Genomic DNA, 25,069 nt, shown 5'->3' with positions numbered 1-25,069 from the left:
CGAACCGGTGCGAACCTTACGCACGAACGCCATCCGATTAGTATCCCGAAAACCATCCCCACCCGAGCAAAAGCCCAGATCACAGCACCGCAACACCCATTGCTAGCAACCTACTGTGCAACTCGGGTCGCACGCAGGAGGCAACAGGGCAAGAACACCAGGGAGATCATGCGCTGCCTCAAACGCGCGATCGCCCGAGAGGTCTACCGGGCGCTGACGAGAGAACCCCAACCGGCAACACGAGCACACTTCAAAGCCCAGCGCAGGGACAAGGGCATGACCCTCACTCAGGTCGCGCGAGCCCTCCACACCCGGCCCGCCCGCATCTCCGATATCGAGAACCAGCGACGCCCGCTGCCCGAACTCACCGCCCGCTACGAGCAATGGCTCCAAACGGCTTGACACAGAATAGGAGCATCAGGGAACTATCAAGAGTATTTAGAGGGCGGAACCGACGTACTTCTCCTCAAGGAATTCCTTAATCCCCCCGAAGCCGCCCTCGCGTCCTAGGCCAGACTGCTTCACACCCCCAAAGGAAGCAGCCGGGTCGCTGAGAAGAGCACGATTCACACCGACCATTCCTGATTCTATTCTTAGGGCAGTTGTCATTGCTTCATTATGAGGCCCATAGACGTAAGCAATTAGACCGTAAATCGTATCATTGGCCATTTCTATTGCAGACTCCACCTCATCGAATGGAATAAGCGTGACCACAGGGCCGAAAATCTCGTTCGTTGTGATATGAGACCCGTGCCGGATATTTGTAAGGATGGTTGGTGGAAAGAACGCGCCCGATTCGGAGGGACTTCCCCCCAAGCGAACGTGGGCGCCCTCCTCGATGGCTCGATCCACAAGCGCAGCAACCTTATCTCTCTCCTTCACAGACACGAGGGCGCCAAGGGAGTTCGTGGGTGTAAGACCAGGACCCATCGTGATCCGACCCATTTCCTCAGCGAGCCGCTCCGTAAACTCCTCAATCAAACTGACATGCACGTAGAAACGATTCGCAGCCGTACAGGCAGACCCGCCGTTTCGCATCTTGGCGACCATCGCACCGCTGACGGTCTCTGCGATGTCTGCGCCAGGAAGGACTATGAATGGCGCGTTGCCACCGAGTTCCATTGACGAACTGATCACATAATCGGCGGCCTCCTTCAGAAGGGTCCGCCCCACCTCGGTGGAACCGGTGAACGAGAGTTTCCGCACACTAGGATGCCGCAGCATGGCCTGGACGCCAGGTCCGGCCGGCTGCGGTACAACCAGATTGACGACCCCCGGTGGTGTCCCGGCTCGAACCATCACGTCAATCACGTATGCAGCTGTGAGGGGCGTCTCCGATGCCGGCTTCAGGACGACGGTGCATCCAGCAGCCAGGGCAGGCGCAATCTTCCGAGTCGCCATCGCTGCTGGAAAATTCCAGGGCGTGATTAGGACTGAGACTCCGATTCCTTGCTGAACTATCGTGATCCGCTTGTCACCTGAAGGCGAAAGTCGAAAGTCGCCCCTGATACGTACCGCCTCTTCGGCAAACCAGCGGAAGAACTCCCTAGCGTAGCGAGCCTCAGTAAGCGCGTCGACGTATGCTTTACCATTTTCTCGCACGATTATCTCCGCGAGGCGCTCTTCCTCCTCCTGCATGATTTCAAAACACCTACGCAAGATCTCGGACCGGTCGCGCGGCGGCGTTGCGGTCCACTCAGGAAGAGCGCGGTCGGCTGCTCTAATGGCAGCGACGCAGTCGGCCTCAGATGCGACCGCAAAGGTCGCTATCTCAGTGCTGTCGGCGGGATCGATAACAGGGTAACGTCGCCCTGTGCTCCCGGACCTCCACTCCCCGTCAATATGTAGATCCTGCTGGAACATCATCTTTCCTCCAAAAGCCTATCGCCCCGCCATGCGGCTTCGACGATCCTAGGAATTCTCCCGATCGGAGACTGTCCGGCTACGTTTTCCGCAAGCCGGACTATGCTTCCCGCCCTCTCAACAATGAGGTCGAACTGTTCCTCAACAATTCCGATTTCCGCGAGACTGCGCGGTAACCCAATATCGATTGCAATGCGTTCGGTCATGAGAATCATCTCGGTAGCGCGGTCCGCCTCCGTACCGACGAAACCTAGCAGTTCGCCAAGAATCGCTAGGTCCGATTCGATATCGGGTTGAAATTCACGAAGCACGTGAGGCAAAAGAAGGCCTGTGCCCAGGCCGTGGGGTGTCTTGGTGAGTGCTCCAATGGGATACTGAATGGCGTGTGACAGATGAGTTCCTGCGCTGCCGAACGCCATGCCGGCTAGGAGACTGCCGTAGGCCATCGCCGCCCTGGCACGAGCATCACCGGGATCCTGAACTGCACGAACGAGGTTCGGTGCGATTGAGGCGACCGCGTCCCTTGCCAGGAGACGGCTGAGTTGGTTCCGACCAACAAACACTGGGAGCGGATCGCTCCATGCCGGGGCCCGAATTGCAGACGTGAAGGACTCAATGGCGTGGACCAAGGCGTCCATTCCAGAGTGGGCGATCACATCTGTGGGCGCACCTCGCGTCAGGCCTGGGTCGACAACAGCAGAATGTGGCACCAGGTAGGGGCTCGAAACGCCAACTTTGAGGTCGCGGTCAGGGTCGGTCACGACTGCGACAGGTGTCACTTCAGAGCCCGTGCCAGCCGTCGTTGGAACCGCAATTACCGGTAGAGTAGGACCAGGTACTGCATTCTCTCCATAGTATTGGCGCAGATTTCCTTTATGAGTCATGAGCAGTGCGACCAATTTGGCCAAATCGAGTGCACTTCCACCACCGTAACCGAGTATAATTTGCGGTCCAGAAAGTGTCGCATTCTCGACAGCGTTCTCTACGGATTCAATGGGAAGTTCGGGTTCGATATCGGTCCATATAGCGAGGCTATTTCCGGCATACTCGAGTTCGTCACATAATCGCGTAAAGGCAGCAGTGCGAGCCAAGCCCGGATCGCAGCAGATGAAAACACGTGCGCCGATTTCCGACACAAGCGTTGGAACTGATCCGACAGCACCCTCTCCGAAGTAGATACGCGTGGGCAGACGGAGAATACCGTGGTGGGCACTCAGGACTGCCATCACCTTGCCTCCAATAGGTTCCCGATTTCGTTCCATAGATCTTGACTTACGGGGATGCCATGTTCCATGCGTGCCTTCCGAGTCGCCCGTGCGCGGTCTCCAGGGACTGTCACCTGGGTGTCATACGAGGCGCTCGCTCGAACCTCATTCAGGTAGTCGTTGACGTGGGCAAGTTGGGGTATAAGACCAACTCGATCCAGCGATATCGCGATAAAAACATCCCCCTTGGTCACAGGATTCGTAGTATCTAATGTGCCTAGTTTGTCAGCGCCGAAGGATGTACCGCTAAGGGCTCCAAGGAATACTTCGAGGGCGATTCCTAGGGCGTAGCCCTTTGGCCCGCCAAAGGGTGACAATGCCCCATCGAGCACTTCAGAGGGGTTCGTGGTGGGCACGCCCTCCCGGTCTACTGCCCATCCCAATGGGATAGGTAGAGATTTCTCGGAATGATCGAGAACTTTTCCCATGGATACAGCAGCTGTGGCCATGTCAAGCACCATCGGCTCACCACTAGTCGGAACGGCGATTGCGATTGGGTTTGTGCCAATCATCGGCTTTGCACTGCCCCACGGGTGAACGAGTGCTTCACTACTTGTCAGCGCGATTCCGATCTGCTCGCAGCCCGCGATCTGCTCGACGTAGGGCGCGAGCATGCCCACGTGGTTAGCGTTGCTGACCGCTGCTATAGCTATCCCGGTTCTCGAGGATCGCTCGACGATTTGATCAACGACATTATGCGCCACGACTGGCCCGAATCCACACCGTCCATCAACCCTCAGGAATGAGTCGGTAACCCACCGGGCATCAGGCTCAACTGGGGACTTAATGAGACCGTTGCGTAGTCGACCCACCAGCACAGCGAGTCTGCGAACACCGTGTGAGTGGTGACCTCGAAGGTCGCCCTCGACCAGGACTGTTGCTTGCTTCTGTGCATCAACCTGGGACGCCCCCTCGGCAACGAGTACTCGAAACACGGCCTCGTGTAAGGCTGGCGCGGGTATGGCAACATCAGTCTCAGTACCGGTGTCACTGGTCATAGTTGGTCTCCTCAATCCCGTTCCGATTGATCTTGGCGATCAGGGAAGGATCCCACCATGTCTCGTCCCGCTGAGCAGGACGACAACTCCTCACTGACGAAGGGGCTATCTCTGCTTTCAGTGTTCACCGTTGCTGAGGATGAACTGAGTATGAGCGAGATGGCGAGGGTCTCGGGGATTCCGAAATCAACCACCCATCGTCTGGTGAGCGACTTGGTGCGTTGGGGCGCACTGGAACGTGGCCCGGGTGGCTACCGGCTCGGAGTGAAGTTGTTCGAACTTGGTCACCTTGTGCCTGCACAACGGACGCTGAGGGAGTTGGCGGTCCCCTACGCCCACAACCTCACCGAGGTCACCAACTTGACCTCCAACCTCGCCGTGCGGGAGGACCGTGAGATTCTCTACCTTGAAAAGATCAGCAGACAAGACTTGACCGTGCCACACTCTCGTGCCGGTGGTCGGCTACCGCTTCATTGCACAGGTCTGGGCAAGGCGATCTTGGCGTTCAGTGAGTATGCCTTCATCGAAAGCGTCCTCGCTCACCCCTTGCGACGTATGTCCGGTGGCACGATCACGAAACCTGACCAACTTCGACGGGAACTAGCGAAGATTCGCAAGACGCAGGTCGCCTACGACGTCGAAGAATCGCAACCGGGTCTGTTCTGCGTTGCCGCCCCGATCATGGGTCTTGCAGGTCAGCCGGTCGGTGCCATCTCCGTGACCGGTGCGACAGCCTTAGCACAAGCCCGCAAGTACGCGTCAGCTGTGCGCACCACAGCGATGGCGATCTCACGCGTATTGACAGCACAGACAACCCGCCGTCCTGCATAGCGGGACGGCCACTTGAAGGTGCTCACGTTGCCCTCCAGTGTGAGCGCTGTGCCGAAAGGCAATCTCAACATCTGTTGCGAATCCACCCGCAACCCGCCCAAGGAGGTGCGGAAAGCTAGAATCCATGCTTCTGAGGGACCCGGGAACAAGTTTCGAAGCACCGAAGAATTCTTGCTGTCGCGAGCTCGGGCAAGGAAGCATCAGGCGAGAATAGCCAGAACGACCCCGGGAACAACCCCGTGGGAAACCAATGGAGGAAGAAACAATGAAGTTGACTCAGAACCCAAAGGATTCGAACACCCTCACTAGACGTAGTCTACTAATGGGCGCAGGGGGGCTTTCATTCCTGACTATTGCCGCGTGTACACAAGATGCTGCAGAATCTACGAACACGGATTCAGGCTCGCTACGGTTCGCATGGTGGGGCGCCGCTGAGCGACAAGCTCTCTATAGGGAATTTCTTGAGCACTTCCAGGCCGAAAATCCCGATATCGAACTAAGTTTGGAACCGGCAGACTATACTCCATACGTCGACAGACTTGCGGTGCAAGCCGCCGGCAATAACCTTCCAGACTTGTTCTGGGTGCCAGGTAGTCAGTTCCTGACATATGCGGCTGAAGGCACGATGTTCGATCTAAATGAACTCCCCGCGGGAGCCATCAATTTCGATGATTTCGAGGAGGGACAGGTCGAAGGCTGGCAAGTGCTCGACGGCAAACAATACTCTCTCGTTTACAACCAGATAAGTCCTTGCATTCAGATCAATCGCGATGCCATGGAGCAGTATGGTATCGATATGGCCGACGATGAGTCTTGGGATTGGTCTGACCTCGGCAGAATGGCATCTGAATATAGCCAAGCCTCAGAAGACGGACATTTCGGTATGCGATATGCCGCAGCTTCGCAGCAACACGTAGAACTATGGTTGCGACAACAAGGAGCTGAACTGTTCGATGGTGATGGGGCAATAGGCTTTGATGCCGCCACCCTCGGGGACTGGTTCAGCATGTGGGAGGGATGGGTCGAGGACGGATCGGTTATGCCGGTTCCGGTCGCAGGCGCCATTAACACAGGATACACCGAAATCTCAGATCGAATTGCAATTGAGCCAGGAGCACAGTCGAATCACTTCGCTGACAATCAGGCGGTAACCAATGGCGAACTCACGATGCATTTCGTTCCGGCAAACAGCGATGCGTCATCGGGATATCCATATCTATGGTTCAATAGGATCTGTGTGCCAGCAAACGTAGAGAATCCAGAACTCGCAGCAAAATTCTTGGACTTCTTCATCAACGATGACAGGTCAATCGACACTATTGGCGTCGTAAGCGGCCCTCCGTCGAACCCGCGCCTCCGGGCTCTCGCTCAGGAGAAGGCAGTTGCGGATGACGACGTCATTGCCCAGAAGGTGCTCGAGATTAGCGACCGGGAAGCCGCTAGGGAGATGCGTCCACGATATGAAATGCCGGCTGGAGGCTCCGGATGGACAACTCTGCTAACCCGTACCGCGGAGAACATCGCTGTAGGTGGCGAGTCAATCTCAGATGCCGTTCAAGCACTTATCGATGAACTCCAGCGTACTGTCGAAGATGAACGGTGATCGATGGTAAATCCACTATCGCCGCCCGAGGGACGAACTGGCGCCGTCCAGGAACCACTCGGGCCAAGTACCACCGCCTTGGATACTGGGTTACGGCGAGGTCGCAAATCCGGGACTCCGAGACGCCAGGGTCACGCCTACGTGTTTCTCCTTCCATGGATTCTCGGCTTGACGTTGATAACCCTTGGCCCACTCCTTGCGGCCCTGTACTTGTCGTTCACCAACTACAACCTACTTTCGTCGCCGGACTGGATTGGCCTTGCCAACTACCGTCGGATGTTCTTCAGTGATACACGGTTTATAAATTCACTGATCGTGACATTCACGTATGTCTTCGTGTCAGTACCACTGCAACTCGTATTCGCACTGTTCGTAGCGCTCACCCTCAATAAGGGCATGCGCGGGTTGGCGCTGTACAGATCCATCTACTACTTGCCATCACTACTCGGCGGAAGTGTGGCCATAGCCGTCTTGTGGCGACAAGTGTTTCGGCTAGACGGTGTCGTCAATTCGATTCTCGAAGCGCTTGGCTTCTCTGAACTCCCAAGCTGGATAGCGGATCCGTCAACTGCGCTTGGGACGCTCATCGTGTTGAATGTTTGGACCTTCGGCTCCCCGATGATCATCTTCCTTGCGGGGCTAAGGCAAATACCTGAAGAATTATACGAGGCAGCATCGATTGACGGCGTTGGCGTGATATCGCGCTTGTTCTACGTGACACTTCCCTTACTCACACCAATGATATTCTTCAATATTATACTGCAAGTAATCGGTGCCTTCCAGGCATTTACTCCGGCATATGTTGTAAGCGGAGGCACGGGAGGGCCAGCTGACTCCACGCTCTTTTATACGCTCTACTTGTACGAACGCGGATTCGTGAACTTTGAGATGGGATATGCCTCAGCCCTAGGCTGGATTCTCTTGCTCATCATCGGTGGCTTGACGGCTCTGAACTTCTACTCTTCCAAGCATTGGGTACATTACAATGAGTGATGTCACAAGTATTAGTCGGGCGCGCGGTGGCTACTCGAAGTCTGGATTGCTGCTACGTCATGGGCTTCTCATAGCGTTTGGCTTCCTCATGCTCTACCCGCTGCTTTGGATGCTTAAGAGTTCATTCACGTTTGAAGGCGAGATTTTCTCTGGCTTTGGGCTCATTCCCGCTGGCGCGACCCTCGACAACTACGTTCGCGGATGGATGATTTCGGACTTCCCGTTGTACTTGGTCAATACCATAATCGTGGTAGTAGGTTGCCTAGTAGGCAATCTGATCGCTTGCGCGCTCGCCGCATACGCGTTTGCCCGTCTGCAGTTCCGCATGCGCCGTCCATTCTTCGTCCTCATGCTTGCTGGAATCATGTTGCCTTACCATGTTGTTGCAGTGCCGCAGTACATCATGTTCTCAGCCGTCGACCTTGTAGGCGATAGTTTCTTGCCTCTCATCATTCCAAAGTTGCTAGCGACAGATGCCTTCTTCATTTTTCTAATGATTCAGTTCTTGCGTGGCATACCTAGAGAACTTGATGCTGCTGCGGCAATCGATGGGGCTGGTCATTATCGCACGTTCTGGAGTATCATTCTTCCTCTCATGCGTCCTGCACTACTCACAACTGCGATCTTTACGTTCATCTGGACTTGGAACGACTTCTTTTCACCTCTGATCTATTTGACGAATCCCAACTCCTATACGATCTCGCTGGGCCTGAACGCGCTGTTGGACTCAGAAACGGCCACCGGCTATGGGCCTCTCTTCGCCATGTCAGTGCTCACGCTCGTGCCTGTGTTTCTGTTCTTCCTGTTCGCTCAGAAACAACTCGTTCAGGGTATCGCTACTACTGGGACCAAGGGTTGATTCGTGAAGTGGGAGGAAGTGAGAGAATGTTTGTTATGGAGTCTATCTCAGCAATACCTTAGGCTGCGAACGTGCTTTCGCGTTAGAAGTCTATTTGTCTTTGCTAGGAATCCAATAGAAGGTGGTTTTCGTACATGCATCAGATGACAATTGAGTCGGTTGAAGTCCACGCTGTGCGTGGACCACGCCCAACTGCGCCGCTGACGTACCGTCAACGGCAGGTGAATATGTTAAGCGTCTACGAAGATCATCGGCCTGCGTTTCGGAATGACGATTTTCCGACTGATCCGGATTGGACACAATCCCTCTATCTTCGGATAGGGACTGATACTGGTATTGAGGGCTTCTATGGTCCGGTTGATCCAGAAGTGTCTTGGTCCGTTTGGGCGATGTTATCGGAGTTGCTCATCGGGCAGGACGCGCTCGCAATCTCGATCCTATGGGACAAGATGGAACGGGCTAATCGGCATTCGCGCCACGGCCACTACAAGATCGCAGTTAGCGCGGTCGACAACGCCCTGTGGGACCTTAAGGGCAAGGTCCTTGGTGCGCCTGTGTGGCAGTTACTGGGCGGAGGGCAGTCGCGATCCCACATACCTGCGTACATCAGCATGCTGGGTTCAGCTCTCGATGAGGAGTCTGTGGAGGACTGGGCGTCATGGGGCGCGAAGGAGGGTTTCGCTGGGCAGAAGTGGTTCCTCAGTGACGGACCTGGCACCGGATCGAAGGGACTGGCGAGAAGCGTTCGCATTGCAGAACAATTGCGTGAAGTACTGGGCCCTGAAACCGATCTGATGTTCGACGTTTTTCAGGGATGGGACCTGAGTTTCGCGACGTCCTGGTATGAGCGTGTAAAGGAACTAAGGATTGCCTGGCTGGAGGAGCCATTTTCACCGAGTCGGTATCCCGCTTTCCTAGCATTGCACAGGTCCACGGGTGCTCCGTTAGCATCGGGGGAGCATCTCTATGATCGTGCCGAAGTCCTGCCTTATCTCAACGACCATGTATTGGTTGCCATCCAAGCGGATCCAGAATGGTGCGGTGGTGTGACAGAACTGGTGCGGATCTGTGCGCTGTCAGAGCCGTTTGGAGTTCCAGTTATTCCTCACGGGCACGGTCTCCACGCCGCTCTTCATGTAGTGGCCAGTCAATCGCCTGCCTTGACACCTAAAATGGAGTACTTGGTGCATGGGATGCCGAACCGGCATCATTTCGAGGTGTCGCCGCCGAAGCCGCTGGGCGGTTCCTTCGCACTTCCTGTATCACCGGGATTCGGGATTGAGTTGGACACGTCGAAGATTGATAGTCGCCGCGTGTTGGACTTTAACTAGTTCTGGTGGCGGGTGGGCTGGGATTCTTAAGAGTCTTCATGAGCCTCAACCGGGCACATCAGGTCCCCATGCGGAACAAAATTGCTCGTACATTGCGTTTGCTTACTCAGGAGGAGAGTTGTGGAGAAGACGACCACTACTGTTGTTGCTGTGTCTCTGGAATCTGCATTGAGGATCGTGCGGTTGGGTATTGAGGAAGGCGCGAAGCGTGGCCTCCTAGTGTGTATTGCGGTTGTCGATCCCGGTCTCAGAATGGTCGCTATGGGCCGAGCGGACGGGACGACGCCTCACAGTCTTGAGACGAGTCGAAGGAAGGCGGTAACCGCTGCTACGACCCGACGCGCAAGCGGATGGATGGAAGGTGATTTCGCCTTAGCGCTACCGATGGCTTCAGGCGGGGAGTTGACCAACATCCTGGGGGGATTTCCGGTAGTGGTTGATGGTGCGATTGTTGGTGGATTCGGAGTCGCGGGTGCGACGCCCGCTGAGGACGCCGAGATAGGTGATGTTGTGTCAGCAAGGCTAGAGGAGTCATCTGTCTAGCCAGTCGGAAGGGACTCACCCAACCCCCGCCGGGCGGATCTGGCCTACGAGCCTTCGCCGAAGTTTTCCTGGCCTCAGCGCGTGCGGACCCGTAGCGCCAAGAGCGCGACGGCCGCCGCAAGGATGGCAGCTACGCCGAGCGAAATCCTCAATCCCGTGGTGTAGGTCGCCGCACTTTCTAGCACTGTTCCGAACACCGCGATCGCGATCGCTCCACCGACCTGACGGAATGTGTTGAATATAGCGCTTGCGATTCCTGAGCGTTCCGCAGGCACCGAATCGAGGATGACGCTTGTCGTTGGGGGCATCGCGATCGCTCCACCAGGTCCGATGAGCAGCAAACACAGGCTTAGAACCCACGGCGACTCAAGCGGTACAGTGAGCACCACCCCAACGAGCCCTGCGGCGATCGAACCTAGCCCGATGACGATCGGCACACGAGGTGAGTACCGATTGGCGATGAACCCGCTTGCGGCATTGCCGACAATGCTCAGCAGCGACGCCGGTAGGAACACCAGGCCAGCAGTTAGCGGTGTTAGGCCCAACTCCTGTTGCAAGTACAGGCTCATCACGAAGACGGTCCCGAACCAGCACAGGATAAATACGAACCCGACAGCCAACGCGATGCGGAACGCTTCTACGCGGAACAATTCGAGCGGCATCATCGGGTGCGTGGATCTTCTCTGAATGGCGATGAACCCGACCAGCCCGAGCACCGCTGCGGTCAGTGCGGCCAGCACCGAGGGCTGTGTCCGTCCGCGCGCCCCGCCCTCGATCAAACCCCAGACAAGTGCGGTAAGACTGACGGCCGACGCGATCTGGCCGCGCCAGTCGAAGCGGCTTGGCTGCCTGCTGGACGCCGGAACGACTCGCATGAGTGCGATCATTGCCATGCATACGGGCACGTTAACGACGAATACTAACCGCCAGTCAATCGTCGTCAGCGCACCGCCAACGAGGGGGCCGATTCCTCCTGCGACCGCCCCACCCACGGCCCACAGACCAAGCGCTTTGGATCGGGCACGGCTATCGGGGAATGCCTGACGAATGGCCGCCAACGACGCCGGGAGCATCGCAGCCGCAGAGATCCCCTTCACCACCCGCGCGAGCACCAGCAGTTCGATCGTGGGTGCAAGCCCACAGGCAAGCGAAGCGAACGCGAAGCCCGCGACTCCCCACGCGAACGCTTGTTTCGCGCCAATGCGGTCAGCAAGGTTCCCCGCTGTCAGCAACAGCGCCGCGAAGGGGACCGTGTATCCGTCGACCACCCATTGCAAAGCGACGGTATCGCCACCTAGATCACGACGGATCTCCACCAGTGACACGTTCACGATAAGAATGTCGAGACTGATGAGGAAGGAGCCGAGCGAGGCCACAACCAGGGTCAGGGTCGGCCGTACCGGTATGCCGGATCGAGTCCTCGAAGGTGTCACTGTCACGAAGCACGATCCAGTTCTTCATGGGAAGGGTGCGGACTGTCGAGGCACTCCGCGGAGTAGATTGACAGCGGCAAAGGGTGGATGCGATCCGATGGGGATACGCCATCCCTGAGTGAATCTGGACGCGGAACGATATGACAGTGACGGTCGATACTGGTTCTGCCAGTCACCCCCTCAGCGTCCTCTTTGGCGCAGAAGTCTGCCGGCATCACCGGCCTAGTCCGGGCCTCTCTCACCCCTCCTAGTGGTGGAATGCCGCGGACAGTGGTGGGATCCTCCCTCAGAGGTGATCACTACGCTGGTGGGGTAGTCGCCGTGCCCTCATCGAGGGGTGGGGGTGGTCACGGTGGAGGAGCGACCGGAACAGCGAGAACTCATGAATTACTCAGTGCTCTTGGACGTCGAACATCGTGGCGAGAAGTTTGTCACGGGCTCGCTCAAGGTGAGCCCGGGTGAGGCTATTCGCTGACTCAGCGTCCCTGGCAGCGATCGCATCGAGGATCGTGGCGTGTTCGTCAGCGATTTCTTCGGCGCGGAGCAACTGGCGAGCCTGCACGCGCGCCATGCACAGGTGTGCTTCAGCCATCAGACTTGAGTGCATCCTGGTCATGCGCTCGTTGCCATGCGCGCGGACCAGTGCGTGATGGAGTTTGACATCGGAAGCGACGACGACGCTCGCGTCGTTGCGAGCCGCGGCGAGGCGTAGGAGATCATTCTGGAGGCTCGCCTTCTCAGGGAGGATTTGTCGCGTCGCGAGTGACACCGCCACATGGCTCTCCAGCATGATGCGGGACTCGTACAGTTCGGCGATGTCGTGATCCGAGAGCACTCGCACGATTAGTCCACGGCGGCCATTCCGGATCAGGACCCCATCGTTCACAAGGCGGTCGAGAGCCGCTTTCGCGGTGGGTCGGCCGATTTTAAACATGGCTGCGACGCCCACCTCCGTGATGCCGTCGCCAGCATCGACCTCGCCGCGCAGGAGTTGCCCGCGCAACTCGTCTTCGACCGCATCCACCACTGAGCGAGTGCGGAGTTCATGGTTTGTCATGTTCAGCATGGTACGAGGCCGGTTGATGTTATACAAGAGTGCTTGACGCGCATAGGTGCATGCTCTACGGTCAAGTGCACGACGAGGCGAAGGAGCCTGGAGAGCAATGACAGTGATCGGATTCATCGGTCCCGGCATCATGGGCGCACCGATGGCGCGCAACCTGATAAGTGCTGGGCACGAAGTACGGGTGTTCGGAGCGAGCAATCGGGCTCGCACGCGGGCAGCGGAGACCGGCGGGAAGGTGGTCGGCTCTGCAGTCGAAGCCGCCACCGGGTGCGATGTCCTCATCACGATGCTCCCTGATGGCCCCGCTGTGCATGAGGTTCTGCTCGGCGAGTCCGGAGCCATCAGCCACATGAGCCCGGGGACGTTGCTGATCGACCACAGCACGATCAGCCCCGCTGAGGCGCTGGCTGTGCACCAGAGCGCTGCGGCCGCAGAGGTGAGGTGCCTGGACGCGCCGGTCAGCGGTGGGGAAGCGGGCGCCGTCGAGGGTGTCCTCTCGATCATGGTGGGCGGTGACCCTACGGCGTTCGAGGCCGCAACACACCTTCTCGAAGTGGTCGGCTCGACGATCAAGTTGGTCGGACCGGCAGGGGCCGGCCAGGTGGTGAAGGCGGCCAACCAACTCATGGTCGCCGGGCACATCCAGATGCTCGCTGAGGCGCTCGTGTTCCTCGATGCCCACGGGGTCGAGGCCGACTCCGCTCTCGATGTTCTCGCGGGTGGGCTAGCCGGCAGCACCGTGATCACCCGCAAGCGGACAGCCATGGTCCAGCGCGAGTTCGCGCCCGGGTTCCGGATCGCACTGCACGACAAGGATCTCGGCATCGTCGGCGATGCGTGCAAGGAGCAGGGGCTCGCGCTTCCGCTGACGGCGACCGTCACCGCTCTCATGCGGGCGGCGCGGCGGCGGGGCTACGAGGACCTCGACCACTCCGCGATGTTACGACTCGCTCTTGACCTCAACGGCGAGGATGCGACGGGAGACGACCGATGACCATTGCAAGCGCGCGAGGCGAACATGACACCGATGAACAACTGTGGTGGCAGAAGCCCTTCCGGATGTTCCAGACCAACATTCGCGAGATCGATGCCGGACTCGATGTTGATCGGGTGCTGGATCAGATCATCGATTACGGCGCTAACACGTGGTTGATCAGCGTCGGGGGGATCATTTCGAACTACCCGACCGCGCTCGCACACCAGAGCCCGAATCCTCACCTATCCGATCGGCCCAGCGGTGACCTCATCGGTGACGCCGTCTCAGCGGGGAGCAAGTTGGGCGTCCGCGTGGTTGCCCGGATGGACTTCTCCAAGGTCGCGCGTCGGATCGCGATGGAACACCCGGAGTGGCTCTTCGTCGGGCCAGACGGTCGGCATCAGGTCTACCAAGGGCTCACGAGCGTGTGCCCGAGCGCTGACTACTACCAGTCGAAGGTCTTCGAAGTCCTGGAGGAGGTTCTGGCGCGCTACGAGATCGATGGCTTCTTCTTCAACTGGATGAGCTTCAACGAGGTCGACTATGACAAGCGGTACCGCGGCGTGTGCCACTGCGTCTCGTGCCGTACCGGTTACGCCGAGATGTTCGATGGTGCTGAACTCCCCAACGGTCCCGACAGTCCCGGATACGAGCAGTGGCGTGGCTACACCGCCTCCGTGATCGACGATCTCCTCGCCCGGGTACGGGCCTTCATCGCCGAGCGCCGCCCGCAAGCACCCCTGATCATGGGAGTTACTGCGGACATGGTCTTCCACGAGGCCAACAACGCAATCGGCCGCGAACTGTGGCCGGCGCAGACCCAGGAACGGGTGAGCCTCGCACGGTCGCACCGGCCCCATGTTCCGGTTCTCGTCAACTCAGTCGGGTTCGTCGACATGCCGTACCGGTTGGTGAGCGAGGACCCACGCCATTTCGCCCAGTACCTATTGCAAGCGATGGCGACAGGGGCCAATCCCTCCACTTACATCATGGGGGTCCCGGACGAGTTCAACTACCCGTCGCTGCGGGCGGGCTCGGAGATCATCCGGTTCCACCGAGACCACGAAAAGATCTATCACGACCTCGTCCCGGCGGCCCGCACCGGACTTGTGTCCCCTGCCAGCCAGCGCCACGGCGGGGTCCTCCCCGGTCAGCAGGATGCCACCGACGAGTTCCGCGGATGGTGGCAAGCATTGAGCGCCGACCACATCCCCTTCGACGCTCTCGACATTGCTCGACTCGCCGAGATCGGGGAGTCCGGAGGGCTGGACCGATATCGCCTTCTGATTCTGCCTGATCTGGGCGTGCTAGAGCCGGATGTGGTGAAGACACTCGACCGATGGGTACACGCAGGCGGCCGTCTTTTGACCACCGGTAGTAGTGGATTCGCAGACGGTGCGAGCCAACTCTCGGCCAACCCTGCTACGTCAAGGCTCGCCGTGCTCGATACCCCGGAGACGACTTGGTCATCGGTCGTCCTCACCGATCCCGACGATCGCAGCACAGCGCTCCCGATTCTGGGGGCCCTTCACGTTGCAACGGTGCGCGAAGGAGCCCGGCGGTCCGGGGCCGTCCTGTCTCGCGCACCGTACGGGCCGCCCGAGAAGTGTTACGGGCACTTGCCGCTCGATACCCCTGCGAGTGCCGTCGTCGAGCACGGTGAGGGACGAGGCGCGGCCATATTCTGGACCCCAGGACGTGCGCACCGGCATCTCGGACTCACCGCGATCGCCGAGGAAATGGTAGCCCAGGCGCGCGTGCTGCTCGGCGACGATCGTGACGTCGACACCGATCTTCCGGCTCAGGTCGAGGTGATCATGGGCTCCTCGCGTGCGGGATTGGTCCTTCATCTCAACAATGTGAGTGGTCGTCGTCATCAGGGGTTCAGTGATCCCCTCACGATCCCTGTCGGGCGTCGGCTGTGGATTCATCGTCCGGGTGTGCAGTCCATCCGTGCGCTCGTTGCCGACGTCGAGATCACCCGGGACGACGACGGGGCATTCACGCTTCCCGAAATCGGCGCGTTCGAGGTCTTGGTCGGGTAGCGGCATGCCTCCCGCCTCGAGATCGTCGGAGCCGGTTTTGACGCGGCCACGGGTCCTGGTGGCGCCCGACAAGTTCAAGGGCACTCTCACAGGTCTGGAGGCCGCCAACGCCATCAGTGCTGGAGTCCGCGATTGGGCTCCGGACGCACAGGTGCGGCACGTTGTGGTCGCCGACGGTGGCGAGGGCACAGTCGAGGCTGTCTTGGCAGCCGGGGCCGACGCGGTCGCGACAACCGTGCAAGGTCCCCTGGGCGATCAGGTGACAGCAGGTTGGGCCGTGCTTGGGTCGATGGCGGTCATCGAACTTTCGGCGGCCAGCGGGCTACAGTTGCTTAGGCCCTCGGACAGTACCGCTCGTTATGCCCACACATTCGGTTCTGGCCAGTTGATCAGAGCCGCGCTCGACCGTGGCATAAATCGCATTGTGATCGGCGTCGGGGGTTCAGCGAGCACCGATGGCGGTACGGGCCTTCTCCGCGCACTCGGCGCCCGATTCCTTGATTCCTCGGGCGGGGAGGTGGAACTCGGCGGGGCCGAGCTCGTGCGGCTCGCCAAGGTCGACCTCAGTGGACTCGACCCACGGTTGCGAGGTGCCACGTTGACCGTCATTTGCGACGTTGCTGCCCCGTTGCTGGGCTTCGACGGGGCTACGGCAGCGTTCAGCACCCAGAAGGGTGCGAGCCGGGATACGCAAGAGGTGCTTGAGGATGGGCTCGCTACGCTCGCCGCGGTCATCGACCATGCCACCGGTCGCGACATCGCAAGTCTGAGTTGGGGCGGTGCGGCGGGCGGTACAGCGGGAGGCCTGCACGGCGTCCTCGGTGCCGGGTTCGTGAGCGGCATCGATTTCATCGCTGAACTCGCTGGGCTCGCGGAGCACCTGGCGTGGGCGGATCTGGTCATCACCGGGGAGGGATCGTTCGATCGACAGTCATTGCAGGGCAAGGCGCCGCTCGGCGTCGTCGAGCGCGCCGTTGCTTCAGGAGTGCCAGCGGTGGTGGTGGCCGGACGAATCCAAATGGCGCCGGAGCAGATGCGGCTGATTGGGGTCAGCGCGTGGGCGTCTGCGGAAGAGACGGCGCCCCGACCGCACGAAGCCATTGGACCCTCACCTGCGTACTGGGTCCGACAGGCCACGCGACGTGCCCTGCACGCATTTGACTGGAGCGGCACAGGCGCTGCAGTTACGCCGCTAGGAGGAATACCTGTCAAGAGAACCACGACGACCGACGGCGTTTGACGCAGCCGTCCTAATTCAAAGCACAAGTTCATTCCACAAGGAGCAGGAGGCACAGTGTCGAACGGAGAATCCCAGGGGTTGATCGTGGTCACCGGGCAGCAGGACGACGAGAACCGCCGCAAGATTGCGGAGGCGGCGGGCAAGTTGCCCGTGCGTTTCGTCGCGACTATGCAGGACGCGGGCGATCTGCTCGGTGAAGCGGTCGCGGTGGCTGGGACTGTCTCGGCCGACCATCTAGCGGCAGCGCCCGGTCTGCGGTGGGTGCACAGTTGGGCGGCCGGCGCGAACAACGATCTGACGCCAGAGATGGTGACCAGCGACGTGGTCTTGACTTCATCAGTGGGCAACGGGGCGATCCCGTTGGCAGAGCATTCAATCCTGCTCATGATTATGCTCAACCGCGACGTGCCTCGTTGGATGTCAAACCAAAGCGCACGGACGTGGGAGCGTTTCACCCACGGTGAACTGAACGGCAAGACGCTCGGCATCTACGGCGTGGGACACGCAGGCAGCGACCTTGCACTGAAGGCACAAGCGTTTCACATGCGCGTGCTCGGATGCCGCCGCAATCACGAGGCGGCGGTTCCGGGAATCGACCAGATGTACAGTCCCGAGCGATTGACCGAGTTCGTTGCTGAGTGCGACTTCGTGGTTGTCACAGCACCATTCACCTCGAGTACCGCAGGTGCGTTTTCGGCCGACGTGTTTCGATCGATGAAGCCGACTGCGTTCTGGATCTGTATCTCCCGTGGCGGCATCGCTGACGACGATGCCTTGTTGCTGGCCCTTCGAGAGGGGTGGATCGCCGGCGCAGGAATTGATGCGCACGGCGTCGAGCCCCTGCCGAGTGACAGCCCGTTCTGGACTGCGCCCAACACGATCATCACACCACACAACGGCGCTACCACGCGCGCCACAGCCCAGCGAGGGGTCGAGATCTTCGTCGAGAACCTCCGCCGCTTCGTGGCAGGCCAATCACTACACAACATTGTCGACAAGGTGCACGGCTACTGACAGTCTGATTCGCCGGTCGGGGCACGAACTACTGCGATTAAAGAAAAACTGGAGCAACAATCCAAGGAAGGAAAGTCAACGATGACAACGAACCCGAGTACTACAAGTCGGCGCACCGTCCTTACGGCGGGCGTCGGAGCGGGCGCAATGGCAATGATTCTCGCCGCATGCGGGCGCGGAGGCGCCACGCGGAGCAGTGGCGATGCCGGTTCTGGCGAGAATGGTGGTGGTGAGGCCATCACCATGCGAACAGCCCTCTGGGGCAACGCCGACCGTGCGCAACTCTACGAAGAGGCATGCGCGATGTACGCCGATACCCTGGAGCAGGACGTCACCTTCGACATGTCCTTCGCCGAACTCGGTCCTTATTTGGAGCGCCTCGCCACCACAGCGGCAGCCAACGACCTCCCTGACGTCTTCTTCATGCGAGACACGCACGTTGGGTGGTACGGGCAGAGCGGCTCCCTACTCGATCTCACGCCCTATCTGGGTGACATCATCCAGACTGATGAGATCGGCGAAGCCGCTGTCGGCGACGGGACGGTCGACGGAGGTGTCTACGCTCTACCGACCCACTACGTGGGCCAGGCGCTCTTCTACGACGTCGCGATGGCGGAGGAGGCTGGCATCGACCCAGGAGCCCTGACCACTTGGGACGACCTGGCGGATGCAGCACGAGAAGCACACGGGATCCGCGAAGGCATCGTAGGGCTCCATGACCCCACGATGGACAACAGCACCCAACGCTTCCTGGAGGCCTACATCCGGCAGGCCGGTGAAGAGGTCTACACCCCAGAAGGAGGCATTGGATTCTCCGAGGACACGATCGCATCCTGGCTGGAGTTCTGGCACCAGCTCCGAAGCGATGGGGTCATTACGCCACCCGACCTCGTGCTCGAACTCGATGGATCTGGCGTTGCCGGCGGAATGATTGCCACGAATCGGTGTGTGCTCGCATTGATGAGCACAAACCATTACGTGCAGGTAGTGCCCGCTAGCGAGAACGAAATAGGGCTGACGAGCCTGCCAATTCTGCCGGATGGCACCGATGACTGGTGGTTCTTTCCACCGATTCTGATCAGTGCAGGAGCCAACACCCAGCATCCTGAGATAGCGGCCGGACTCATCAATTTCCTTGTCAACGACACCGAAGCCGGGGAGCACACCTTGCTCAACCAGGGCGCGCCATCCTCAGCAGCGGTGCGCGATACGATCCTCCCGCTTCTAGACGACGCCCAGCGCGCCTTCGTTGAGCAAATCTCCCGAGAGCAGGAGTACCCGCGACGCGCATTCCCGGTGCGTCCGGAAGGCTCCGAGGAGGTCAACACGTCGATCGGCCGCAACTCCACAGCCGTGGCCTATGGGGAGATGTCAGTTTCCGACGCCGCGGCGGCGATCGTATCGGAAAGCACCGCAGCGCTGGGGGGAGCCTGATGGCTGATGCGTGCCTGTTCTGCGCGGCGGACGTGGAGGAGGCGCCGCCGCGCGAGCGCGCTGTTCGAACCGGGCGCTGGCGATTGGTGGTGCACCGATCAGCCCTGCCTGGATGGTTCCTCCTCATGCCGCGGCGACACATCGAGTCGGTCCACGAGTTGGCCCCGGCGGAGGCTGCGGATCTCGGCCCTTTGATTCAGCGGGCGAGCGCCCTACATGTGCAGTACTTCGGAGCAGTTAAGACGTATGTCATGCAATTCGCCGAGGGGGTTTCACATGTGCACTTCAGCCTCGTCCCTCGAAGGATTGACTTTCCAGAAGACCGGGTTGGGCCTGCCTCGCTGGGCTTCAACAGTAAGGACGAGCCCCTGAGCGACGATCAACGCGATGAGATAGCGCTCAAGGTCGAGCGGACCTGGGATCTGCGACCTGGAAGTGACCAAGGACTATGAGTGCCCTCAGCGAACTCAGCCGCCTCCGTCGTCGTGGCGCACCCGCATCGAAGAGCCCGGCTGAGCGAAACGACGGCAAGGCGGCGATCCTGTTCTTGGGACTCTGGTTCCTCGGGCTGATCTTCATCGTAGGTGGACCGCTGGCAGCTTCGCTCTATCTGTCGTTCACCGATTACAACCTGCTCACGGCACCGGTATTCCGTGGTTTGACGAATTATCAGTCCATGCTGTCCGATGGGCAACTGGCGAATGCGCTGCAGGTGACCTTCACCTACGTGTTCGTGTCTGTACCGCTGCAACTGGCGGCAGCGCTCGGTCTAGCGCTTTTCCTGGACAAGGGCGTACGCGGGTTGGCCCTGTATCGCTCGGTGTACTACCTGCCATCGCTTCTGGGTGGGTCAGTGGCGATCGCCATCTTGTGGCGCCAGATATTTGGGACCAACGGGCTTGTCAATCAGATCCTCGGGTGGTTCAACGACATTCAGCCGTTCTTCCACATTCAGACGCAGGGTTGGGTGTCGAATCCGGATACCGCACTTGGTACCCTCATTCTGCTCAATGTGTGGACGTTCGGATCGCCAATGGTAATTTTCTTGGCGGGCTTGCGGCAGATCCCTGAAATGTATTACGAGGCTGCCGCAATCGATGGCGCTTCGCGGCGGCGGCAACTCACCAAGATAACGCTGCCCCTGCTCACGCCCATCATATTCTTCAACCTAGTCCTTCAGTTGATCAATGCATTTCAGACGTTCACGCAGTCCTACATCGTCTCTGGCGGAACCGGAGGGCCAGTCGACTCAACACTCTTCTACACACTGTATCTGTATATCCAGGCCTTCACGAACCTCAATATGGGGTACGCCTCAGCGATGGCGTGGGTGCTCTTGCTCATCGTCGCTGTGATGACGGCCATCAACTTCCTGCTCTCGAAGTATTGGGTCTTCTACAATGATTGACACAACACGTTCCGAAGTGGAACTCGTGAACAGCCCCCGGGCGGCACACCGCCGCCGGCTGGCATCCCGGCAAGTCGGCAAGCACGTGCTACTGCTACTCGGCGGGTTGCTCATGCTCTACCCGCTGCTGTGGATGTTAGCCAGTTCTTTCAAACCAGAGATATTCATTTTCCGTGAACCGGGCCTAATTCCGAGTGAGTTCACCATCGAGAATTACGCGTTTGGTTGGGACTTTATGCGTCGCCCGTTCAGTTGGTACATTACAAACTCGCTGATCGTGGTTTCTGGCGCAGTGCTCGGTAATTTGATTTCATGCTCACTCGCTGCCTATGCATTCGCACGTTTGAACTTCAAGTTCAAGCACATGTGGTTCGCGATCATGCTGATGTCGATCATGCTGCCGATCCATGTGATCATCGTTCCGCAGTACATTCTCTTCTCGAACATTGGCTGGATCAATACGTTCCTACCGTTGATAGTGCCGAAGATCTTGGCGACTGACGCCTTCTTTGTGTTCCTCATGGTTCAGTTCTTCCGAGGTATTCCACGCGAACTCGACGAAGCTGCCAGGATCGATGGCGCAGGGCATCCCAGAATCTATTTCAAGATCATGTTGCCACTCTCGGTGCCAGCGCTCGCGACCACAGCCATCTTCACCTTTATTTGGACCTGGAATGACTTCTTCAGCCAGTTGATTTTCCTCACGCACCCCGATATGTACACGGTGCCAGTTGCCTTGCGAACGTTCCTCGACGCGACAGGGCAGAACCACTGGGGACCCATGTTCGCAATGTCTCTGATATCCCTGGTCCCGCTATTCATTATATTCCTCTTCGGCCAGCGGTTCTTGGTGAAAGGGATCGCAACGACTGGGATCAAGTGAGACCTGCACGAGCGGACCAGCCGAGTCAGTACGTGTCCGTGATCTGCGCAAGAATGTCCTCATGAGCACCAATCCCTTCAGCCTGTCCGGACGCACCGCGGTCGTGACCGGAGGTCGGCGCGGGATCGGTCAGGGCGCCACCCGGGCGCTCCTGGCCGCCGGCGCCGACATCGTCGTCCTCGCCCGCCAGGAGGTGCCCGCCGAGGATCGCGACTACGCCGCCTCCCTCGGGCGGAACCTGACCGAGCACCGGGTGGACCTGGGCGACCGGAGCGCCACCGAGCAGGTGGTGCAGGCCGTGCTGAACGAGCACCAGGTGGACATCCTGGTCAACAACGCCGGGGTCCAGGCCCGCCACGCCGCGGTCGACTTCCCGATGCAGGACTGGGAGCGGGTGATCGACATCAACCTGCGCGCGGTGTTCCAGTTGTGCCAGGACTTCGGGCGCCCGATGCTGCAGCGCGGTGAGGGCAAGATCATCAACATCGCCTCGCTGACCTCCTTCCAGGGCGGGCTGAACATCCCCGCCTACGCCGCCAGCAAGGGCGCGGTGGCGCAACTGACCAAGTCGCTGTGCAACGAGTGGGCCGGGCAAGGCGTGAACGTCAACGCGCTCGCACCGGGTTACATCGCCACCGACATCAACGCGGAGTTGCGCGACGACGAAGCCCGTTACGCCGAGTTGTCCGGGCGCATCCCCGCCGGGCGGTGGGGCACCCCGGCCGATATCGGCCACGCGGTGGTGTTCCTGGCCTCACCGGGGGCCTCATACGTGCACGGCGAGGTGCTCGTCGTCGACGGTGGGTGGATGGCCTACTGAGCTCCGGGCGCCCGGGCCTTACATCTTCTCGCCGGGTAAGGCGCTGGCCTGCTCGATCCACGAGCGCAGTTGCGCCTCGTCCACGTCCTCGTCCTGGCCGATGTCGAGGTAGCGGACCTCCGGGTGCTTCGAGGCCTTCGGCGGCACCGGATCCAGTGAGGTGCCCTTGAGGAACTGCACCTGCACGTACCTGGTGTAGCACCGGAAGGAGAGGAAGTAGCCCTCATCCCCGCTGCCGTAGAACGGCTGGTTCCATTTCACCGCCTTCCGCACCTCCGGCACGGCCTCGCTGATCAACTCATCGAGGCGGCGGCCGATCTGGTGCTTCCAGCCGGGCATTGCGCGGATGTAGTCCTGTACTGGCCCCTCACCCTCGCCCTTGGGGATCTGCGGGTTTCCACCGGATAGGAGCCGCGGTCCGGTGTTGTCATCGTCAGACATGTCTCACCTCCGTGCCCCGGCCGTGCCCCTGCGCGGCACGACGCCGGTACGGCCCGGATGCTACGCCAGGTGAGCGCCGCCGTCGACGGGCACCACGGTGCCGGTGACGTAGTCCTGCCCCAGCAGCGCCAGGCAGGCCTGCGCCACATCCTGCGGCGTACCGGTCCTGCCCAGCAGCGAGCGGGCGGCCGCACCGTCACGGGCCTGTGGCCACCGCGCGGTCCACCGGGTGTCGATGAAACCCGGTGCCACCGCGTTGACGCGCACGGTCGGCGCCAGGGCCTTGGCCAGCAACTTCGTGGTGTGGTTCAGGGAGGCTTTCATGGCCGCATAGGGAATCGAACTACCCCTGAGTTCCACCCCGGCGATTGAGGTGATGTTGATGATGCTGCCGCCGCCCTGCTGCTGCATCAGTGGCGCGCACTCCTGGACCATGTGCCACGCCCCGAGCACGTTGCCCTGCAACATCGCCGTCCAGACCTCATCGGTGGCCGAGGCGAGGTCGTCGTGGGCGATCTGCCTTGTCACCCCGGCGTTGTTCACCAGGATGTCCACGCGGCCCCAGCGCTGGACCGCGGCCCGGGCCAGGTCGGCAGCCTCGCCGGGCACGGTGACGTCGGCGCGCAGGTAAGCGGCGTCGTCGTACTGCGTGTTGAGATCGGGGCCCTCCCAGTCGCTGGACCTGGAGTTGCACAGCACCCGGGCGCCCCGGTCCAGTAAGGCTCGCGCCACCGCGTACCCGATCCCGGTGGTCGAGCCGGTCACGATCGCGGTCAGGCCGTCGAATTGGTGTGGCACGTGCTGCTCCGTTCTTCAGGCGGCGGACTGGCTCAGCGACTCACCGTGGCCGAGGCCGTGGTGTAGTGGCGGAGCACATCCTCGTCGATCTGCACGCCCAGCCCCGGACCTTGCGGCACCGCGACCGAGCCGTCGGTGAGGGGGAACCCCTCGGTGAGCAGGTCATCGCGAAGGGCGTTGGGGCTGCGGTCGTACTCGATCACCGGGGCGTTCTCCAGCGGAACCGGGGCGTAGGTGTGTGGCGTCGCAGGGATGACGGCGAGGGCGTGGGTGGCAGCGGCCAGCGCCACTCCCGAACCCCACACGTGCGGCACGGTGAGCACCCCGAAACTGCTCGCCAGCGCGAGCACCTTGGTGAACTCGCTGAACCCGCCCATGGCGCAGATATCGGGTTGGATGATGTCCACGCACCCGTGCGTGAGCAGGCTGCGGAAGCCGTACCGGGTGAACTCCGCCTCGCCGCCGGCGATCGGGACGTCCAGGGCATCGCGCACCCGCCGGTAGCCGTCCCGGTCCTCGGGGACCACGGGTTCCTCGAACCACAGCGCTCCCTGGTCCTCCAGTGCCCGCCCCATCCGGATGGCGGTGGCGGCGTTGTAGGCGTGGTTGGCATCCACGAGCAGGTCGATGTCGGTGCCGATGGCCTCGCGCACCACGGCCACCCGCTGGGCATCCAGGGCCACCGGCAGCAGGCCGATCTTGACCTTCAGCGCGTTGAATCCACTGCCCACGTAGGTCTGGGCCTGCTCGCGCAGTTCGGCGATCGCGGCGGCCTGGTCGGCGTAGCGGTCGCTGTAGTACCCGCCGGTGGCGTAGGCACCGACCCTGTCCCGATGCGCCCCTCCCAGCAGTGCGTGCACGGGTCGGTCCAGCGACTTGCCCCAGGCGTCCCACAGGGCGATGTCCAGCGCGCTGATCGCCTCGATGTAGGTGCCCTTGCGACCGAAGTCGCGGCTGAAGGCGTACAACTCCTCCCACAGGCGCACCGGCTGGTCGGCCCGGCGCCCGATCAGCAGCGGACCCAGCACGTGCTCGATGGCGGCGGCCACCGGTTCGGCCGGGCCGTACTGCCCGCCCTCACCCCACCCCACCAGGCCATCGGTGGTCACCACCCGCACCAGCAGGCTCTTGCGCTCACCGAAAGCGGCCTGGGAGGAGTAGAACCGCTGCTCGCCCAGCGGCACGCGCAGGACATGGGTCGAGATCTCCGCGATGCGCATAACCG

At 60.3% G+C, this 25,069-nt stretch carries 24 protein-coding genes; 16 read left to right on the top strand and 8 right to left on the bottom strand.

Features of this window, described 5'->3' with window-relative positions:
• A partial coding sequence (locus ACO0LV_RS15985) for a helix-turn-helix domain-containing protein (RefSeq protein ID WP_424788913.1) occupies positions 1-402 on the top strand: 402 nt, incomplete at its 5' end.
• Positions 403-438: 36 nt separating this feature from the next.
• Here the strand turns inward: ACO0LV_RS15985 and ACO0LV_RS15980 are convergent.
• Genes ACO0LV_RS15980 through ACO0LV_RS15970 form a run of 3 tightly spaced genes read right to left on the bottom strand, consistent with a single transcriptional unit; the run spans position 439 to position 4,126 of the window.
• Positions 439-1,863, bottom strand: coding sequence for an NAD-dependent succinate-semialdehyde dehydrogenase (locus tag ACO0LV_RS15980; RefSeq protein ID WP_424788912.1), 1,425 nt, complete (start codon positions 1,861-1,863; stop codon positions 439-441).
• Positions 1,863-3,089 (bottom strand): iron-containing alcohol dehydrogenase, encoded by a 1,227-nt coding sequence (locus tag ACO0LV_RS15975; RefSeq protein WP_424788911.1) that lies wholly within the window; start codon positions 3,087-3,089, stop codon positions 1,863-1,865. Before ACO0LV_RS15975 ends, ACO0LV_RS15980 begins: the two co-directional genes overlap by 1 nt.
• Positions 3,089-4,126: an Ldh family oxidoreductase gene (locus tag ACO0LV_RS15970; RefSeq protein WP_424788910.1), complete on the bottom strand. Its 1,038-nt coding sequence runs from the start codon at positions 4,124-4,126 to the stop codon at positions 3,089-3,091. The genes ACO0LV_RS15975 and ACO0LV_RS15970 overlap by 1 nt, the downstream gene beginning before the upstream one ends.
• 57 nt (positions 4,127-4,183) lie before the next feature.
• On the opposite strand from ACO0LV_RS15970, the gene ACO0LV_RS15965 reads away from it, so the two are divergent.
• The 6 genes from ACO0LV_RS15965 to ACO0LV_RS15940 all read left to right on the top strand — a co-directional run bounded on the left by ACO0LV_RS15965 (position 4,184) and on the right by ACO0LV_RS15940 (position 10,286).
• Positions 4,184-4,957: an IclR family transcriptional regulator gene (locus ACO0LV_RS15965; protein ID WP_424788909.1), complete on the top strand. Its 774-nt coding sequence runs from the start codon at positions 4,184-4,186 to the stop codon at positions 4,955-4,957.
• 265 nt (positions 4,958-5,222) lie between these two features.
• Positions 5,223-6,560, top strand: a complete 1,338-nt coding sequence (locus ACO0LV_RS15960; protein ID WP_424788908.1) for an extracellular solute-binding protein — start codon at positions 5,223-5,225, stop codon at positions 6,558-6,560.
• A 3-nt stretch (positions 6,561-6,563) separates the two neighbouring features.
• Entirely contained in the window at positions 6,564-7,553 is a 990-nt protein-coding gene (locus tag ACO0LV_RS15955; protein WP_424788907.1) for a carbohydrate ABC transporter permease, read from the top strand.
• Entirely contained in the window at positions 7,546-8,412 is an 867-nt protein-coding gene (locus ACO0LV_RS15950) for a carbohydrate ABC transporter permease (RefSeq protein WP_424788906.1), read from the top strand. Before ACO0LV_RS15955 ends, ACO0LV_RS15950 begins: the two co-directional genes overlap by 8 nt.
• Positions 8,413-8,546: 134 nt before the next feature.
• A complete protein-coding gene (locus ACO0LV_RS15945) occupies positions 8,547-9,743 on the top strand; it encodes an enolase C-terminal domain-like protein (protein ID WP_424788905.1) in 1,197 nt (398 codons plus the stop codon).
• A 120-nt stretch (positions 9,744-9,863) separates the two neighbouring features.
• Entirely contained in the window at positions 9,864-10,286 is a 423-nt protein-coding gene (locus ACO0LV_RS15940) for a GlcG/HbpS family heme-binding protein (protein ID WP_424788904.1), read from the top strand.
• A gap of 74 nt (positions 10,287-10,360) precedes the next feature.
• On the opposite strand, the gene ACO0LV_RS15935 is transcribed toward ACO0LV_RS15940, so the two are convergent.
• On the bottom strand, positions 10,361-11,662 hold the full coding sequence (locus ACO0LV_RS15935) for an MFS transporter (protein ID WP_424788903.1): 1,302 nt from the start codon (positions 11,660-11,662) through the stop codon (positions 10,361-10,363).
• Positions 11,663-12,110: 448 nt separating this feature from the next.
• Positions 12,111-12,776 (bottom strand): GntR family transcriptional regulator, encoded by a 666-nt coding sequence (locus ACO0LV_RS15930; RefSeq protein ID WP_424788902.1) that lies wholly within the window; start codon positions 12,774-12,776, stop codon positions 12,111-12,113.
• Between the two features lie 106 nt (positions 12,777-12,882).
• On the opposite strand from ACO0LV_RS15930, the gene ACO0LV_RS15925 reads away from it, so the two are divergent.
• The 9 genes from ACO0LV_RS15925 to ACO0LV_RS15885 all read left to right on the top strand — a co-directional run bounded on the left by ACO0LV_RS15925 (position 12,883) and on the right by ACO0LV_RS15885 (position 22,605).
• Complete coding sequence (locus ACO0LV_RS15925; protein WP_424788901.1) at positions 12,883-13,779, top strand: NAD(P)-dependent oxidoreductase; 897 nt, start codon at positions 12,883-12,885, stop codon at positions 13,777-13,779.
• Positions 13,776-15,806, top strand: coding sequence for a beta-galactosidase trimerization domain-containing protein (locus ACO0LV_RS15920; RefSeq protein ID WP_424788900.1), 2,031 nt, complete (start codon positions 13,776-13,778; stop codon positions 15,804-15,806). Before ACO0LV_RS15925 ends, ACO0LV_RS15920 begins: the two co-directional genes overlap by 4 nt.
• 58 nt (positions 15,807-15,864) lie before the next feature.
• Positions 15,865-17,046 carry a glycerate kinase gene (locus tag ACO0LV_RS15915; protein ID WP_424788899.1) on the top strand — a complete coding sequence of 394 codons (1,182 nt, stop codon included), beginning with the start codon at positions 15,865-15,867 and terminating at the stop codon, positions 17,044-17,046.
• Between the two features lie 54 nt (positions 17,047-17,100).
• Positions 17,101-18,060, top strand: coding sequence for a D-2-hydroxyacid dehydrogenase (locus tag ACO0LV_RS15910; protein ID WP_424788898.1), 960 nt, complete (start codon positions 17,101-17,103; stop codon positions 18,058-18,060).
• 147 nt (positions 18,061-18,207) lie between these two features.
• Positions 18,208-19,494, top strand: a complete 1,287-nt coding sequence (locus ACO0LV_RS15905; protein WP_424788897.1) for an ABC transporter substrate-binding protein — start codon at positions 18,208-18,210, stop codon at positions 19,492-19,494.
• Positions 19,494-19,946 (top strand): HIT family protein, encoded by a 453-nt coding sequence (locus tag ACO0LV_RS15900; protein WP_424788896.1) that lies wholly within the window; start codon positions 19,494-19,496, stop codon positions 19,944-19,946. The genes ACO0LV_RS15905 and ACO0LV_RS15900 overlap by 1 nt, the downstream gene beginning before the upstream one ends.
• Positions 19,943-20,902: a carbohydrate ABC transporter permease gene (locus ACO0LV_RS15895; RefSeq protein ID WP_424788895.1), complete on the top strand. Its 960-nt coding sequence runs from the start codon at positions 19,943-19,945 to the stop codon at positions 20,900-20,902. The genes ACO0LV_RS15900 and ACO0LV_RS15895 overlap by 4 nt, the downstream gene beginning before the upstream one ends.
• Complete coding sequence (locus tag ACO0LV_RS15890) at positions 20,895-21,785, top strand: carbohydrate ABC transporter permease (RefSeq protein WP_424788894.1); 891 nt, start codon at positions 20,895-20,897, stop codon at positions 21,783-21,785. Before ACO0LV_RS15895 ends, ACO0LV_RS15890 begins: the two co-directional genes overlap by 8 nt.
• A gap of 61 nt (positions 21,786-21,846) precedes the next feature.
• Positions 21,847-22,605, top strand: coding sequence for an SDR family oxidoreductase (locus tag ACO0LV_RS15885; protein ID WP_424788893.1), 759 nt, complete (start codon positions 21,847-21,849; stop codon positions 22,603-22,605).
• Between the two features lie 18 nt (positions 22,606-22,623).
• On the opposite strand, the gene ACO0LV_RS15880 is transcribed toward ACO0LV_RS15885, so the two are convergent.
• The 3 genes from ACO0LV_RS15880 to ACO0LV_RS15870 are packed head-to-tail and all read right to left on the bottom strand — an operon-like array spanning position 22,624 to position 25,064.
• Positions 22,624-23,046 (bottom strand): DUF1801 domain-containing protein, encoded by a 423-nt coding sequence (locus ACO0LV_RS15880; protein WP_424788892.1) that lies wholly within the window; start codon positions 23,044-23,046, stop codon positions 22,624-22,626.
• A 60-nt stretch (positions 23,047-23,106) separates the two neighbouring features.
• Positions 23,107-23,844 carry an SDR family NAD(P)-dependent oxidoreductase gene (locus ACO0LV_RS15875; RefSeq protein WP_424788891.1) on the bottom strand — a complete coding sequence of 246 codons (738 nt, stop codon included), beginning with the start codon at positions 23,842-23,844 and terminating at the stop codon, positions 23,107-23,109.
• A gap of 32 nt (positions 23,845-23,876) precedes the next feature.
• A complete protein-coding gene (locus ACO0LV_RS15870) occupies positions 23,877-25,064 on the bottom strand; it encodes a mandelate racemase/muconate lactonizing enzyme family protein (protein WP_424788890.1) in 1,188 nt (395 codons plus the stop codon).
• Positions 25,065-25,069: the final 5 nt, after the last annotated feature.

The organism is Pseudactinotalea sp. Z1739 (genome assembly GCF_049725055.1).
Taxonomy (GTDB): Bacteria; Actinomycetota; Actinomycetes; order Actinomycetales; family Beutenbergiaceae; genus CALKWS01.
The sequence above is the reverse complement of the archived record's forward strand: the minus strand, read 5'-3'. Positions and strand labels throughout refer to the sequence as shown.